This window comes from Psychrobacter sp. UBA3480 (assembly GCF_002377945.1).
GTDB lineage: Bacteria > Pseudomonadota > Gammaproteobacteria > Pseudomonadales > Moraxellaceae > Psychrobacter.
This window is the reverse complement of the sequence record NZ_DFQV01000019.1, coordinates 17,077-33,178: the sequence shown is the minus strand read 5'-3', so window position 1 is coordinate 33,178 and position 16,102 is coordinate 17,077. Positions and strand designations below refer to the sequence as shown.

Below are 16,102 nucleotides of genomic sequence, written 5' to 3'. Positions count from 1 at the left end.
GTGGCTCCTATTCGCCAAATATAGATTTAAGAATGGCTGGTTGTTGTGGTCCATAGACCATTCTTGGCTGACCATTACGCTTATCTAAATAGAAAGCTGCAGGTACTGATTTAGGTTGACCTGGGAATGTTTGATCGCTGGCTGCGTATAGCAATTCCAAGTTAGCATCTAATGCAGTTTGATGCGCATCGGTGACTTTACCTACGGTCGGCTTGTTACCTTTGGCTGCAGTAAAGCTTAGAGCGAATTCAGCAGGAGTCTTAGCATCTAGGCCGTAAGCTGCTTGACCGATAACAGGATCATCTTCACCTGATACACCTAGAGCTACCGTTGGCAACCACTTAATCGTTAGACCTTTGGCTTTTAGATCTATATTGCGGCTAACTTCAAACATCTCATGGCAGTACGGGCAGCGTGGATCGTAGATAATATAGACGGTATTTGCAGGTGATACGCTAGGATCTTCTTTAAAGCCACCAAGCAATTCTAAGGTATCAGTAAATACCGCTGGAGTCTCACCTTCCCATTCGCCAAGTGCTTGTCCTGGAGTTAAATCAGGCTCTCCTGGCTGAGCGGATGAGGCAGCAGCTGATGCTGCTGGCGCGTCTGTTGGTTGACCCGCTATTTTATAGAAAGCTTCTTGAATTTTAGCCGTGATTTGGTTGCCAGACTTAACGTCAAACAACTCACCTGATGCAATGGTCTTACCGTCTCTTGTGGTGTAAATCAAAGTTGGCTGACCAGTTTCCTTCAAATTAACCACCCATGCAGTCATCGAAGAATCTGGAACTGGCTCATGAGAAACAACTTTACCAAGGCGTTCTAAATCAGACTCAACACTTGATAAAGAAGCGGCTTGGTTGTTAAACAAAAGGACCAGTAAAACCACGATAGAGCTAAGCATAAACGCGATCAAGATCCAAACGATATACGAAGGGGTTGTACCGGTTTTAACGACGCCACTACTGCGGGTTTTTGGTTTATTTCTTAAAGAATTTGACATAAACATCTGCTCTATTAAGGTTGGTTTTTTTTAGATTTAAGCTAGGCAAGCTCAGCTTGTAATATTTATTAATAAATATTATGCGTATTTTATATGATTACGCAGCCTTTTGCATAACTTAATTAAGAGTCATCTTTTGATGCAAGTATATACGAGGTCGCAGAACGCAAGGTCTGTAATAAGGCCTCTTGCTCGTTGGTATCAAGTATAGAAGACTGCTCTGACTGCATGGAAACAGTGTTGTTGTTATCAATGCATGCCTGAATCATCTCATAGCTCAAACTGTCTGCTTGCTGCTTACTTACCAGTGCCGCTAGTTGGCTTTGTCTATTGTGACCTCTAGCAACACCTTCTGATAGGGATTGTTCATTTAGCTGATCATCAGCGTTGTACTCAATATCATCATGAAGTACATGTTCAGCCATACGACTATCGGTTAACTCTTCATCCTTATAAACATCTTCTGATAATTGGTTAAGTATCGCTTGCTGAGCCGCGCTACTTACATTGGCACCGCCTTGTCTTAACTGGTCTTTAATTTGTTTTGCTTTTTCTGGCTGAGCTTTATCAAATGGGTTGATATCTGAATCGTCGGCATCTTGGTTATAAACGAAGGTCAAGGCGTTATCTTGAGACTCAGGATCATGGGCATAAGCATTAGACTGCAGGTTATCTACAACACGTCCTGCCTGCGTTTTGGTGATTGAACTATTAATTGTCGCTTCTGTGTCAGCATCTAAGTGCGCAGGTACGTCAGCTTGTAAATTGGTAGGCATGTAATACTGAGTTGAGTCAATTGACTTGAGTGTGCTACCAAAAAGACTCAGACTCGTTTCAACAACCACATTGTTATAACTTGGGTTGCTGGCATGTGCTTTAATTTCTTCTGCTGCAGTAATCAGCAAAGAAGTAATATCGCCACTATAACCCTTAGACGACATTAATGTGGCACCACAGCTCGACAGAACTGCGTTATCGATATCAGTACTTAACGTGCCAGAGGCAATCGCTAATCGAAGCTGCTCTTGTCTTAGCTTCGTCTGAGAAGAACCAGGCTCAGCACCAGTAACAGGTATAAGGTCGTTTAGGTACATGTTAGAAGATTCAGCACCGCCGCCAGTGAATAGACCTAATATTCTTGTGACTGAAACACCTTGCGTTTGGCCGCCTTTATACTTCTTAGGAACAATGATTGTAAACTCGCCATTTTCCTGACCAGCCACATCCTGATAGTTGACCTGAGACGTTGACTCACGGCGTACTTCTTTGTTGGTAACATACTTAAAGCCATTCATGCTATCGCGCTGCTCATAACCACCAACAAGCATCTGATTTTTCTCGCCAGCAGCACCTTTAACTTTCTGCCAAGTCTCAGACTGATCACCACCAACAATACGTCCGATAAACTTAAAGTTAGAGTTATCCCAAATCGCCTCTGCTTCCTCTGCACTACCACGTTTGATATCGGTATATGATTGGGCTGCAAAAGTCATTGAGATATTCAACGAGCGGGCCTGAGCGGGAATAATACTCATTCCCGTTACCATCATATAGCCAACTTCATCGAGTATGATACGGAAGCTGTTATTAGCAGTCGTTGGACGAGAATCAACAGTAAGACGAGTAAGACCTTCAAGCTTACTACCAAGAGAACCGGCCATCATCTGCTTAATAGCGCCAATGATGAGCTTGCCAAGCATGTTTAGCGTAGGCAAAGAACGTTCTAGCGATGGCAAGAGTACGGTTAAACAGCGGCGATTCAAAACAACGTCACTGATATCAATCTCACCGATCTCAGTACCAAAGATATGGCCATAGTTATGGCCCAAATCGTTAATAGCACGCGTAAGCTGCATGGTAATGAAACCAAACTGCTCGTTTGTTTCCTGTGCCTGTGCCATCTTCTTAGTAGTGTCATAACCTGGCAACGTGGTTAAGTAACCTCGTAGCGGCTTCAAGACCTGATCAAAGCCTGGGTAGAGGCTGGCTTGCTCATAAACAAGACGCTCTACCTCTGCAAGCTCCATGTAATCCATGTACTTACTTGGCGATAACTCAATCTCACCTGCATCACGCAGATAAGTCAAAGGTCTTGTGATGGCTGCAATAAAGGCAATAGCACGCCCTTTCCACATATCATCACCACCACCATCGCCATCAAGCATGCCTGATAAAAGTTCTATCAACATGCCAGCACTGGTTGACGACATAATATTGAAGGTGTTTGTCGGTCTATCGTGTTGTGCCTTTAAGAAATCTCGGCTACCAACCGCAAACGAGATAGTCAGCAAATCATCTTCTCGACCAAAGCGGCGTAGTAACTGACAGCAACGACGTTGGAACGCGATATCACCTTTAGCATCGACGGCGATAAACCCACTATCTTCAATAAGCTGGTTCAGTAGCAACGCGAAAATAAACTCAGTCTTGCCCGAGCCGGTCGTACCTAGAACCGTACCATGCGTTCTGTTGTCAGAATCCGTACCCCACGTTTGCAGTTTGGTCTCAAGGTCCATACCAAACAAGGTAACGCCTTTACCATAAAACTTATTAGCAATTGCAGGTTTGAATTTCTTGTTAGGCACTTGAACAGAGCCATCAGGGACTTTTAAGTGCTGCGGTACACGTAACGGGAGGTCGTGAAGGCGGTTTTTTGGATCAAGAAACTTTCTCGACAAAACCAAACTTGGGATTGATGAGATGATAGGGCCTAGAGGGATGAATAGCAGTACGAAATTGATTGCAGTGAGAATCATTGCAAGAATGGTAGCGCCATCTGGTGTTGACCACTCAGATGCCATTCTATCACCCCAACGCCGCGTATCTACTCGCTGCTCATTAGGGATGTTATTCTCTCTAACACCTGCAAATCTTGGCATTTTTACTTCCTAATTTGGCTAAAATTATAACTACATGCGCAGAATGTAACTTAAAAAAGCAGAGCTTGGGTTTTGCCAAGCCCTGCATTAATAATGATACTAACGTTTAAGCCGCCGCTTGGCGGGCAGCTACACGTCTACGTGCCAGCTCAGCCTCATAAGCAGCAAGCGCTTGGTTGGCAAGCATTTCAACTTGACCACTGGTACGTTCTTCGATTTCCTCTTTAGAGACGTTAGGCGATGCATCAACGGTCTCACGGATCTCTTTAATACGTGAACGCGCGCCACCTGGGAAGTAATAAGCCAGTGCAGCAATCGCCAAGGTACGATTACCAGCAATCTTAATCATCAGCGTTCGAATGAGTCGATCATCCTGATCTGTTGTTAAAGACCATAGGCGCTTATCCCCTACTGTACTTGTAATCAACGAACAATAGCTGTTGGTCTTAGCAACAATGTAGGACATAAAGGTCAGACCATCACGAGACAGTCCAATACGCGGTAATTGATCTAGAACAGCAGGGTTATCAGTAAAGTACTTAGTAAAAGAATCTAAGTCGTTTGCTTTTGGCTGTGAAGCAACAATAAGGTTGGTCACATAACTCAATAGCTGTACGCGATCTTCACCTTCACCAAAATCGAAATCGGTTAAGTTCTGAGACGCAAACATCAACTCAAGACCCCATTTACGACCCTCACGAGCATCAGTCTCTAGGAGCTTCATAAGCGCCTTGTCACCCTTGGCGTTATGCATCTCATCGATTGCAAGTACCTTACGGTCAGTTTCAAGGTTACGAAGCTGATTGCGGTAGTAAGACAGGTAAACGTCTGGTATACGACCACCAAGTAAATCTTCTTCTGTTAATGATAACTTCTTAACACCGATCATACGTGCAATTTGCAGGAACAACGACGACTGCCAGCGGTTATTTTTATCAAGAACTTCTTGCAGATCTAGGGCAACAATACGAGCCGAATCAACATCGAACTGTGTAAAGTTAGAGAAACACGGGTAGATACTTGAAACCTCATTGATTGTACGCTGAGCGAAGTCAATCATGGTCTCCCCAGTATCAATTTCGTTCTTATAGATAGCAGCTGTTACCTGGTCATTCAAAATATTTACGACATCAGGCAAGATAGGCATTGCTGTACGGTGAGCCAAGTCACGCGCGCGCCATAAATCAAGACGCTCATCACTACCAGCAGGATAACGCTCACCTTCAATATGCAAGGTACGGGTTAGACCAAAAGAGGTTACTTTCTCGAAGTTTTCACGATCGATAGTGGTAGAGGTTGTTCCGTCTGCATTAACAACTTTAGTTTCTTTAAATGAAATAATGTTGTAAGCATCAATAATGTTATCAAGCTCTTTGTTATAACCATAAGCATGCATCTTAGGATTACCGGCAGTGGTATCCTCTTGGACAGTTTCAAACACACGCTCAATGAGATAGTTAACAAAAGCCTGTGTACTGGCGTAAGGAGCCGTGTTCTCCGCAGGTGTTAGCAAGGCTGTTAGGAACGAAACCATCTGGTTCTTTTCAGCTTCAAGCGGCATTGTTAACCCAACTTTGATGTCGAACGGGTTAATTGCATACTCTTTGGTTTTACGAAGCTTCTTACTAACCGCTAAGGACTTCATGTTATTAGGTAGCGCATCACTAATCAGGTTAATAAAACCTGTGGACGAGATACCTTTATCGATAATGGTAATAAGCGGCAAACGCTCAAGACCTGGCATCATACAAGTTTCAGTAAGCATGTTGTTCATATAAACAGACTTACCCGAACCTGGCGTACCAACCGCACAAGAAACCCAAGTGTTCTGATTGGATGAAAATTTCTCATAACGCATCAGCTTACCATCTAGCGTCTTCTGTAAAACGGTCCCGCTATCAAAAGGAGATGCTGGACGAGTCCAAGGTAGTAGCTCGACCACGCGGGCAAGTGGTGCAGCACCTTTTGGTCCATGATGGATATCACTTAATCCCAAAATGTTACTTTGGAAACCTAGAATTGGATCACCTAAGTTTTCAATAACATTCATACCGCCCCATGATTCCATGATATGAAACAGACGGGTTTTACGGTTACGAAGCTTACGACGGCCTTCTGGTGTATCTTCTACCCATGTCATCGCAGATACTTGGAAACCTACAATAGCGGTGTTAGCACGTTTGATCTGAGACAACTGGTTATAAGACGCTTGTAGGTTTTCATTGGTGACAGGCGGTACGCGGGCAAAGATGTCTTTAAACATTGCTTTTAGCGAACTACCAGCCATACCATCACCAGAAATCATATAGGTGATAGACCATGGCATTGTACGAGCGTTACCATCAGCATCGATAGATGATGATTGGTTAAAGGCGTTGAAAAGCGCATCAAAGATAGCAGGTTGTGATGGTGGAATGTTCATTACAACAGAAGAGAATAAGCGTCCACCAGTCGCTACTGTATATGGTGGCACACCTTCTTTAGCGCCAATGACACGAATACCATTAGACATGATCTGCTTTGGTAGTGATGGCGGGAATAAGTATGAAAGGTCATGCGGGTTTGAATTGATTGGCCAGCAGATCGGCGTTTGATAGCCTGGATAGCCAAGTTTAGCAGCCATTTCTTCACCAATAGCAACACTTGGTAGCCAGTTCTTATCACTACGATCAGGAATAACCTGGTGACGAACCATGGCAAGACCGGTCAAGCAGTTTACGACATCGGCTTTAACGTAGTAGTCTTTATTGCTGATTGCCGCCATGAATTTTTCGACGAAACTGGTATGCTTAGAACGTAAAACTTCGATAGGAGCCAAAATGTTCTGAGCGGTAGGCAGGGCTGGCGATGAGATAGACATTCTTTGTTCAGCTGCACCATCCTGTTCCACTTTATCCATAACAGATGGTTGAGTGATCAGCGCAAAATAAACCTCTTCATCATAAACACTGTTGCGATAAACCTCAGTGTTCTCTTCGATAAGATCTTCTAAGTTCAAATTCAGGTTACGAATCGTTTGCTTTTGCTGCAGTTCAGTCTTTTTCAGAGAGGATTGAGCATCCAAATCCTTACGGAACACACAAGCAATTTTATAGCCGTTGTGCTTCATTAAGGCGTTTAGCTCATTCGATATGCCTTCAATCATATCATTAAATACTTCTGGCTTGATTGTTGATAGCAAACCATCGTACTTAACAAAGGTCATCATACTGTTGTTTTGCATAACAATAGTACTATAACCATCGATCGTTTCTATATCGCAATAGTCAGTTGAATTCATACGTGCGGCACTCAGCACGTTCAAAAATATTGAATTTATTTTGTCGGCAATGGACATGCAGATATTCCTAATTGGCTAAAATTATAAAAGCTAAAAATCGGTAGTAAATATTTACTAAAAATTATACTTTGTTAAAGAAACTAAAACAATACAATTTAAAACTAGCTCTACCCTGAAATGATTTACGAGAGACATATAAGTTTGTTAACCACCACTCATCGCATCAATAAATTTCTTGATGACGCTCTCATGACCATTTTCAGTCATAAGTACATCCACTAAAGACTTTGTGCGCTCTTCATCGTCAAAGAACTTCGCCATCTGGACACCTTTGCTGGCAGGTTCTTGGCATATAGCCGCCAACACAGGCATTAATGCATTGAATTTAATAAGGTCCTTCTTAAGATCGAAGGGGTTTTGTGGGTGGTATATAATCTGATAAAGCCGCCTATTGGAGCTCTCATTAGACTGGTGAGCGTATAAGAAACCTTCGGCGGCAGTGGTAAGCAGCTCGTAAGGATTGTCGTTGTCGCACTCGATCGACCAGTACCCAACACAAGCAAGCGCGGTTAATGCTGTTAACAGGGTGTTTGGTAGATACTCTGACCTAAACCAGCCATCAACACCGTGTTCTTTGTATAGCAAGTCATCTTCATTATATATAGGCCTCTTTTGAATCCAACTAGGTGCAATCTTGTGTGTGTCACTCAAGTACCTAGAGGGTGAGACGTAATAATCTGAATAAATCAGCGCTTTAATCTGATTAAGCCTTTCTGCCCTTATCATTAGGTGTCGATTAGCGGCAGCCTGTAACTGATATGAATCATCACCTTCTACATACTCGCTTTTGAGGTTTTGTAAAAACTGAGTTTTTATTCTGGTTATTTTAGAAGAAAGGGCTGGGCTTACAGAGGTTAAGCTTGGAGGTGTGCCATCAAGAATAAGATTAACTTCTTGTGCTAGAGGGTTGGGTATCTGGTAAGCCTCAATAGCTCTTGACTGATGGCTTGGGCTTAGTACTTTGATATGCCTCAGTAGATGGTACTCATCTACGGTGACTGTCACAAAGTCATCGACTCTTGGCAATTCGAATAAGTCAAACCACGCTTGCTGACGCTGTGATAAGTGCTCAGGTAGCGCCACCTGATAGCCTATAGTTACTTTGGGGTGCTTGCTACCTGCAGGCGGTTTTAGGGCGTATAGGGGTAGATTTGCGCATCTTAAAGCAGCGCTACTATTATGTGACTTGCTATAGACGCCGACACTTCCATCATCATAATAGTAATCATCATCCTCTTCGTCATCGTATTCGTCAGCATTTATAAAGCTATACTTAGACCAGAGCAGAAAAGCGTTCTTTGAATCATTATTTTTAGACAAACCATCATCGCCAGCCCACTCTTCGATATGCAGGCTGGTTTCAGGGTACAAATCATCCAATGTGAAATGAGAGTCAAACACAAAATACGAATGGTTGTTGTCGTTTTCCATCTAAACCTAAGACCCTTGCTCACGAATGTTCTGGATGATTGACGAGATGCCTGACGGAGTAAAATAGTTTAACTGATTGTAGTAATCCATGCGGTCTTCGATATTATAGCTATTCTCAAAGGGATCAAAGACACTGGTGTTAAACCAAACCGCCATACGACCTCGCGTACCTTTCTCTTGCGTATCAAAGAAATTATCTACAGGATTTGATTTTGGGCGGGTTTTCGTTAAATTACTCTCATAGGCAATATGCTCTTCGCAAAGGGCATCGACCAAATCAATAATATGCAAATCTCCTGTAAGATATGCAGCATCGCCTAGCGTATTAGGTGTAACTGGCTTAGGCTGAGACCTTTCTTCGGCTTGCTCTTTAAAGAACTGGTCTTTTTCTTCTTTACTCATGTTTTGTAGATTGCTCTGAGCCTCTAGTTTTTCAGCCTTTACTTTCATAATGGCATGATAGTCGCCTTCGAAATTTCTACGTTGAAAAGCGTTTAGAAGGTCATCGATAGCGGTCATCATTGGAAGGTCATAAAGCCGTGTGCGTTGTTGCGGGGTAAGATATGACGACATCAAATAGAAACGTTGAATGATATTCAGCACCTCTAAAGAGTATTTAGGCTGTTTGTCATCATCATAATCAGCGCGACTTGGCAAATACATCAATCGACCTAAATTTTTAATACCTACCCAACCGAGATGCTGACTTCTATGGCACAAGCTACAAACAGCGCAAAGATTCTCATCTTCGTAGTTAGTATGGTCATGGTCAAGATGGTGTATTTCCAAATACGGGCCGTCAGGAAAGCCGCAATAGTAACAAACGATGTTGTCGCTATTTAGGCGAAGATGGTTTAAGCGATCTAAGTACTCAGGCGTGGTATGAATATTGACCTCAGTACGCCAGTGAGGGCGTTGAACATTGATAGACAATGTGCCAAACCCTTCGGGCAAAAATCCTTGTGTGGTCATGTCGTTTTAGGCTCCAATTTCTTGAGTGATAGTTGCCAATCTCGTAATTGCGTATGATCACTAACGGTGCCTTTAGCGAGTATAGCCTGCTGCAACAATGCACTAGGTGCAAGCTGTATGCTGGTGAGCGCGTTATAAGCCTGATTAGCTGTACCATGACGGACAATAACACTCATGACTTCATTGAAATCAAAAGCGACGTTCGGCATCATCTCGATAGTGCGACAAAGCTTTATGGCTGATTCAATATCTTTTTCAGCCAAGATTGTTTGTTGCACCCTCAACTGCAAAGCGGCGTCATTAACCCAGTCTGTTTGTGCCAAACATTTTTCTAATAGCTCGGCACTACAATCAGGCTCTCGACTAAGCGCAAATAATTTTTGTCTTTGTTGAGAGTCCATGAGTTAACTTGCCGCCCCCGCCCCAGTAATATCTTCGGCGGTTTTTGCGAAAGCAAACAGCCAAATAGCGACACTAGACATCATGCCACCAACAACAAGACCAGCGAAAGCGCCGCCAATGCTGCCATCTTTTTTACCATTGCTGATATCACGAATTCTTAATAGAGAAGCTATAACAAGAACTAGACCTAAAACGATTGCGCAACCCTTAATAAAACTCCATAAAGAAGTACCAAGAGAATCCATTCGGGCTTCCATGGCGGGCAAGGTTGCATTAGGGTGTGGGGAGTTGGGAAGTGCGTCTAACGGAGCGGCCATTACCGTAGTGTGCCAACAGGCGCTTGCGGTAACGAAAAGGAATAAAGGTAGGTTGGTTATTTTTGTTAGTTTCACAAGCAAGACCTCTGATTTAGCTAAAATTATAGGAAAAAACCAAATATTTTTGAAAAAAAATGCCGCAATTAGCGGCATTTCTCTCTTTAGCACTAGAGTTTGGAAAATACTAAGGCGTGGTAGTACCGTCAGCACCAATAACGTTAGTAGCTGTTTTACCAACTGCGAACATAAAGAAGCCAACTACGGTCAATAGACCACCAATACCAAACGAGATCCAACCAGGCATCTGACTTTTCTGACCTTCTGTTTTAGCTGCTTTACTAACGGCCATTAAGCCACCGATAGCTAAGAATAGACCGATAACAATGGCAATATATTTACCAAGATTATAGATACTGCTTAGGCCCTGTTCAGCCGCGCCCTGATTACCAGTTAGCGAGCTTGCAGAGGTACGGTCAGATTTAACGGCATCTTCAAAAGCACCAGCTGTCGCTGTTGATGCTACAGACATCATAGCAACACTGGCAACGACTGACATTGCTAGTGTTTTTTCATTAAACTTAGATACCAGAGTACCTTTAGTACTTTCCTGTGTATTGCTCATAAAAACCTCTTCTTTGGCTAAAATTATCAATTTAAATTAATTACAAACGCTAACAATTGTGTAAATATTGGATACGATGCAATATTAACACTACGAAACAATTTTGACAAACAAAAAAACACATTTATTTAAAAATATCTTTAACGTTTTCAAAATCATGCGATTATAACTCATCTAATGATAATAAACCGCATCTTATTAAGAATAAAATAATTCCAAAAAAACCTGGCGGCGATGCCGCCAAGCGCCTATTTTACATGAATAAACCAAATAAATCGAAACCAAGTGTATTGGCAATTAAAGAGTTAACCCACTGGAATGACATACACAATGTACCAAAGAAGAAATACCCGATAACGCGACTGGCGCGATGATCAGTAGTACCTTGCCCCATCTGATACCAAGTGTTAAACCCTCTAAAATAAGCCAGCCATCCAATAAACTGCATTAACGTGCCGATAACATCTTGTATTAAAGCGCGAATTTCTGCGTTGCCTGCAGTCGATGGCGAATACGTCCCAACAGAGTATATTTGAACTCCGATAACGTCTCCTGTCACTAATGAAGACATTACTGCTGCTGGCAGCATTTTATACGCCATAATAAACAACAGACCAGCTACTATCGCCTGCATCCAAGCGCCTGCAACGGTTGGCTGGGCTTTAGACGGTAGCAGCTTAGTTGGTTGACCACCCCCGGCCACACTTACTGACCAGAGGTTAAAAAGAGCGAAAAACATCCAAAGTAAAGATAAAATAATTAAAAAATAGCGAAAGTATAAAGTGAGATAACTAAATGCGTTGGCTAAATTATTAAGCATAACAAACACATCAGGCTGATCCACTGCTGCGAGTATGGTTGCGAATTGCATTTACGTTCCTTACATACCATCGGTACAGGTTATTTTGGCGTTACAAGAACAGTATTAGTTGCTTCGTCAGTACTAGCAATTCTCAATTCAGTGCCGTTAATAACTTCACCAATACGATATGTTGTGAGTCTGCCTTCTTGATCTGCGTACCATACTCTATCGCCAACGATGCCTTGTTGGGTTAAACCTGTACTTTTAGGCAGCATAGTGGCTCGTAAGCGCTGGCTTGCGATTGGAGAGTCTTCGATACGTTGCATAACATCAATAACTTGCTTGCGTTGATCAAGCATATCGTCTTGGACATCAGCAATCTTATCGCGTAAACGCTCATTCTCGCGCTCTTGAGTTTCAATAAGATCTAAATACTTGCGCTTTTCAGTATCGTCTAATACCGACTCTACGATAATCTGCTTTTCAACAACAGGCTCTACTACTGCAACAACATTTTGTGCTGCGCCGTTACTTTGATTTAGGATTTCTGCGTCTAAGTTAGTAGCCGCAATTCTATAAGCTTGAGCTTCGAATGCAGTTGCTTGAGTAGATACGCTTAGTGGCGTCATTTGGCCAGTAGCATCATCTCTTACTAAAATAACAGCATTACCAGTAGTAGGATCTACTTGCGTTTGAGTCATCGACTGCAGTTGCTGAGTTGTATTTGCAGCAACACCATCACGCATCATGATTAGCTCAGGTGTATTTTCACCGAGTGTTACCCCGTTAGCCAGAACTAAGCCCTGACCTGCCACATAAGCACTGTGGTCTGTTAGTGCTTTTTGAGTAGCTTGACGGCCAAGCTCTTGAATAGGTGTTGGCGATGCTAGATAGTAACCTTCTGGATAGATAGGAGCCGCATCGACAGGGAACTCATCTACAGTCTCTTGCGGTGCTATGTCGTTAGCGACAACAGCAGTATCAGGTGTTGATGCTGGCCACAACATATAAGTAACGAAAATTAGAACTACTAGGCCAAAAGCAACACCTACTAAAACAGGAGCACCAGGCATTTCAAATTTTTTCTTTGGGGTTTTTTCAAGCTTGCCGCCTGCACCTGCAGGACGCGCGCCAGGGCGAGCTGACGGTCGTGCAGATGGACGAGGTGTAGCCGCGGCGTCTGGTTGACTTGTTGGCTTTCTAACGGGTTTCATATAAATTCCTAATTTGGCTAGTATTGTTGTTTAAACTTCATTACAAGCTTGTACGTCGAGTATTTGAATACTGCTGCTGTGGTTGCTGTGGTGGTTGCTGTTGCTGACCAGAGTTAGCTGAACCGTTAACTGTTCCATAGATATCTAAGTTGCTCAGCAAAACCATCTGCAGAACAGTACCTTGATTAATAATGAACGTTGGTGGACGATTACCTAAACTACCAATGTCCTCATTAAGCTTATCTGAAAACTGGCTAAGGATTTCCGCAGTTACTTCTTTTTGTGTGGTTTCGCCTTTGCTCTCAATAACAAAGCCATCAGAACCTGTTATTACAGTCTCATTGTTGTCAGAATAAGCTTCGCCATAACCACCAATAACACTTGTTAGAGCCATAATGCCGTAGTTCTGCGCATAGTGATTTTTAACCTGACTCGCTACAGCTTCTTTTTGGCTACCAATGGTTTGAGCCAATGCATTCAACGGAATGATTTGTTTGCGCGGATTCTGAGGCTCAATACGATTGAACACTACACCAATATTTCGGCCTTGTTGTTGTACCGATCCATGCACAGCAGCGCCGTCGAATGGACCACCTACAATCACACCAGACACATTAAGACCTTCATCGGTATTAACATGCTTAGTAATAACTACAGGCCAGCGCGTGCCAGCGCGAATAATATTCTTAGCTAATAACGGCGGAGGCGTTGCAGCATTGCTTTCACTGGTAAACTGTCCTTGGTTGCCGTAGCTTGAATTGTTGCTATAAGCTGATGGCTGATAACCAGAAGTGGTTGGTTGTGCAGGCCAGTAACCTGTATTTTGGTTATTGTTGCTAGTGCCATTACTACTGTTGTCACCATTGTTTGTATTTTGCTCAGGCATGTATTTTTTGCTAGTGAAGCCGCCACCTGTTCTTTTTTGTGCTTGAGACTGCATCTGGCTAGCAAGAGCTTGAGCGGCTTGCTGCTGACGCTGCTGTCTTAGTTGCGCGACTTGCTGTTGATTAGCGGCTTGCTGTGCAGCAAAACGATCCTCTTGAGCTTGCAATTCTTGCATTTGCTGATTATAAGAATCGTACAAGCGTTGTTGAACGATTGGCAGATCAGCATCAGGTTGACGCTCTTGAGGTTGGTTTTGATTATTAGCAGCTGTACCAGCACCGGTATCACCGCCATTATTACCACCGTTGTTAGCGCCATTGCTGCCATTATTACCGCCGTTGTTAGCACCATTGTTGCCGTTGTTAGCACCACCATTTTGATTGGTGTTGTAAGTTGCATTACTCGCATTAGCTTTAGCAATCGCTGGATCTACACCTGGCTTCGCTTGAACAGATGCTGCTGCCACACGCGCTCTCTCTATAGCAAGCTGATTGGCCTGCTCATCAAGCTTTGAGGCACCAACAGTACTAAAGCGGTCATTAGAAGCAAGACTCATTGTCTTGACATCATTAGGATCAGATTCTTCTTTAGCGTAATAACTCTTAGTGCTACCTACAGTAAATGCGCTAGCATCAGACACTGCGTTTGAATCAACACCAACAACACTTGCTTTCGGTAGTATCAACGAAGGAGCGTTCGTAACACCTGAGCGGGCTTGCTCAGCTGCTTGTTGACGATTCATCTCTCTTAAGTACTCTGCTTGAGCAGGATTCAGGTTGTCGGTTCCGTCCGGAATACCCGTAACAACCATACTAGTACTACCATCCCCTGCGTCTTGCGCAACAGGCTCTGTTGATGCGGTTTTAAACAGTACGGTGAAAAACACTATGGCAAATAATGTACTTACGATAAGAGCAACACGTAACCACGTTTCCGTAAGTAGGCGTTTAATTTGATTTTTCTTGTGCTGAATAGCGCTAACATTACTAGCTTTTATTTGCTCAGCATCTTCTTCTAAAGGAATTGAGCTGGTCATCGTTTTTGGTTGTGCAGGCGCAGTGTCTGACATACTTGCTGTTTGTGGAGCAATGTTCGAAGTATTTGGAACGGCCTCTGTATTTGTATTACTCATAGTCATGATACTCATTCTTATTGACATTAATAGAGTGTTTGTCTGCAGTAATATAGATGGTTGGTGATCTATGGCTTGCATGTGAATACCCTCTCTTTATTGGTTATACTGATAATACGGGGCTGGTTCAAAGCTAACCGTAACTGGCTGACCATGGCGCTGCATTAGAGTAATAGAGTTATTTGGGGTAGTTGTGTCAAAACGATAGATGTTAACGCCGTCTGCTGTACTGGCTCTTGAAGAGTAAGCAGGGAAAAGAACATCTAGTCGAGATTTCACATACAAGGAGTTGTTATGCTCCCAACCTTGTGCTGCGACATCACTTGCTATTAAAGGTTCTGCAAGATCAGGTATGCTTCCATCTAAGAAAGCCAAAGCATCGTTATCGATATCAGTTTGAGCACGAACGGCAGATGCACCTGGTACATAAGCGGCATCAGGATTACGGCCTGGAATTCGAGCGTCAACACGCATATCAACAGTAGGCTGGCCAGATGCAAGGATTAAGATAACTGGTAGCGCTTTACCTTTTAAGGTGATAGAGACGTTACCAAACACAAAATTCTCATTAGGTTCTAAAGTAAGAATGTTCGTTGGCGTTACTTCACCTGTTTCACCAGAAGGCATATTGGCGGCATCAGAGAACTGGTTACGGTTAATAGTAACTTTATCGATATACCATGGCTGACCATCATTATCAGTAAACACAATGCTTGTTAGCATGTCTTTAGAGACTCTAACCAAAGGCGGTTGTTCGCCTGGATTTAAAGAGACTGCAAGCGATCTAACAACTGGCTCAGGAATGCTTAAATAAGGGTTAGCACCAATACGCTCTTTTTCAAGTTCAATACTTTTGATTCGGTACATCTCTTCTGGCGTAAGTTGACTGTACTGATATTCAGCTACTTGGTCAGCAACCATAGAACGCGTACTTTTAACCAGTTCGTCACGGACGCTTGGTGGAGCGATTGCTATGGCTGGGCTAGTAATATTGCTGCCGCCGCCATTGACATCAATTGTCGTAGGCGGTGGTAGTGCTGCATTAGCAACACCGTAGGAAAACAAAGCAAATAATGCAACTGCGGGCTTTAATTTATACATGA

The 16,102-nt window shown here is 43.0% G+C and carries 12 protein-coding genes; all 12 read right to left on the bottom strand.

Features of this window, described 5'->3' with window-relative positions; translation table 11 throughout:
- Positions 1-7 precede the first annotated feature (7 nt).
- Positions 8-1,003: a hypothetical protein gene (locus tag B2863_RS07095; RefSeq protein WP_296208674.1), complete on the bottom strand. Its 996-nt coding sequence runs from the start codon at positions 1,001-1,003 to the stop codon at positions 8-10.
- Between the two features lie 122 nt (positions 1,004-1,125).
- On the bottom strand, positions 1,126-3,882 hold the full coding sequence (locus B2863_RS07090; protein ID WP_296208672.1) for a type IV secretory system conjugative DNA transfer family protein: 2,757 nt from the start codon (positions 3,880-3,882) through the stop codon (positions 1,126-1,128).
- A 106-nt stretch (positions 3,883-3,988) separates the two neighbouring features.
- A complete protein-coding gene (locus B2863_RS07085; protein WP_296208669.1) occupies positions 3,989-7,219 on the bottom strand; it encodes a hypothetical protein in 3,231 nt (1,076 codons plus the stop codon).
- A gap of 147 nt (positions 7,220-7,366) precedes the next feature.
- Positions 7,367-8,653 (bottom strand): hypothetical protein, encoded by a 1,287-nt coding sequence (locus tag B2863_RS07080; protein ID WP_296208667.1) that lies wholly within the window; start codon positions 8,651-8,653, stop codon positions 7,367-7,369.
- A gap of 6 nt (positions 8,654-8,659) precedes the next feature.
- Positions 8,660-9,625, bottom strand: a complete 966-nt coding sequence (locus tag B2863_RS07075; RefSeq protein ID WP_296208666.1) for an HNH endonuclease — start codon at positions 9,623-9,625, stop codon at positions 8,660-8,662.
- Positions 9,622-10,026 carry a hypothetical protein gene (locus B2863_RS07070; protein ID WP_296208665.1) on the bottom strand — a complete coding sequence of 135 codons (405 nt, stop codon included), beginning with the start codon at positions 10,024-10,026 and terminating at the stop codon, positions 9,622-9,624. The genes B2863_RS07075 and B2863_RS07070 overlap by 4 nt, the downstream gene beginning before the upstream one ends.
- Positions 10,027-10,029: 3 nt before the next feature.
- Entirely contained in the window at positions 10,030-10,497 is a 468-nt protein-coding gene (locus B2863_RS07065) for a hypothetical protein (RefSeq protein WP_296208663.1), read from the bottom strand.
- A 31-nt stretch (positions 10,498-10,528) separates the two neighbouring features.
- Positions 10,529-10,966, bottom strand: a complete 438-nt coding sequence (locus B2863_RS07060; protein WP_296208662.1) for a hypothetical protein — start codon at positions 10,964-10,966, stop codon at positions 10,529-10,531.
- Positions 10,967-11,219: 253 nt separating this feature from the next.
- Positions 11,220-11,837 carry a hypothetical protein gene (locus B2863_RS07055; RefSeq protein WP_296208660.1) on the bottom strand — a complete coding sequence of 206 codons (618 nt, stop codon included), beginning with the start codon at positions 11,835-11,837 and terminating at the stop codon, positions 11,220-11,222.
- Positions 11,838-11,866: 29 nt separating this feature from the next.
- A complete protein-coding gene (locus B2863_RS07050; RefSeq protein WP_296208658.1) occupies positions 11,867-12,982 on the bottom strand; it encodes a hypothetical protein in 1,116 nt (371 codons plus the stop codon).
- Between the two features lie 40 nt (positions 12,983-13,022).
- On the bottom strand, positions 13,023-14,999 hold the full coding sequence (locus tag B2863_RS07045; RefSeq protein ID WP_296208656.1) for a DotG/IcmE/VirB10 family protein: 1,977 nt from the start codon (positions 14,997-14,999) through the stop codon (positions 13,023-13,025).
- Positions 15,000-15,095: 96 nt separating this feature from the next.
- On the bottom strand, positions 15,096-16,100 hold the full coding sequence (locus B2863_RS07040) for a DotH/IcmK family type IV secretion protein (protein WP_296208654.1): 1,005 nt from the start codon (positions 16,098-16,100) through the stop codon (positions 15,096-15,098).
- Between the last annotated feature and the right edge of the window lie 2 nt (positions 16,101-16,102).

Coding starts and splice junctions, on each gene's coding strand:
- B2863_RS07085 (WP_296208669.1), bottom strand. CDS start 7,219: ATGTCCATTGCCGACAAAATAAATTCAATATTTTTGAACGTGCTGAGT.
- B2863_RS07095 (WP_296208674.1), bottom strand. CDS start 1,003: ATGTCAAATTCTTTAAGAAATAAACCAAAAACCCGCAGTAGTGGCGTC.
- B2863_RS07075 (WP_296208666.1), bottom strand. CDS start 9,625: ATGACCACACAAGGATTTTTGCCCGAAGGGTTTGGCACATTGTCTATC.
- B2863_RS07060 (WP_296208662.1), bottom strand. CDS start 10,966: ATGAGCAATACACAGGAAAGTACTAAAGGTACTCTGGTATCTAAGTTT.
- B2863_RS07080 (WP_296208667.1), bottom strand. CDS start 8,653: ATGGAAAACGACAACAACCATTCGTATTTTGTGTTTGACTCTCATTTC.
- B2863_RS07055 (WP_296208660.1), bottom strand. CDS start 11,837: ATGCAATTCGCAACCATACTCGCAGCAGTGGATCAGCCTGATGTGTTT.
- B2863_RS07090 (WP_296208672.1), bottom strand. CDS start 3,882: ATGCCAAGATTTGCAGGTGTTAGAGAGAATAACATCCCTAATGAGCAG.
- B2863_RS07040 (WP_296208654.1), bottom strand. CDS start 16,100: ATGTATAAATTAAAGCCCGCAGTTGCATTATTTGCTTTGTTTTCCTAC.
- B2863_RS07050 (WP_296208658.1), bottom strand. CDS start 12,982: ATGAAACCCGTTAGAAAGCCAACAAGTCAACCAGACGCCGCGGCTACA.
- B2863_RS07065 (WP_296208663.1), bottom strand. CDS start 10,497: ATGCCGCTAATTGCGGCATTTTTTTTCAAAAATATTTGGTTTTTTCCT.
- B2863_RS07045 (WP_296208656.1), bottom strand. CDS start 14,999: ATGAGTAATACAAATACAGAGGCCGTTCCAAATACTTCGAACATTGCT.
- B2863_RS07070 (WP_296208665.1), bottom strand. CDS start 10,026: ATGGACTCTCAACAAAGACAAAAATTATTTGCGCTTAGTCGAGAGCCT.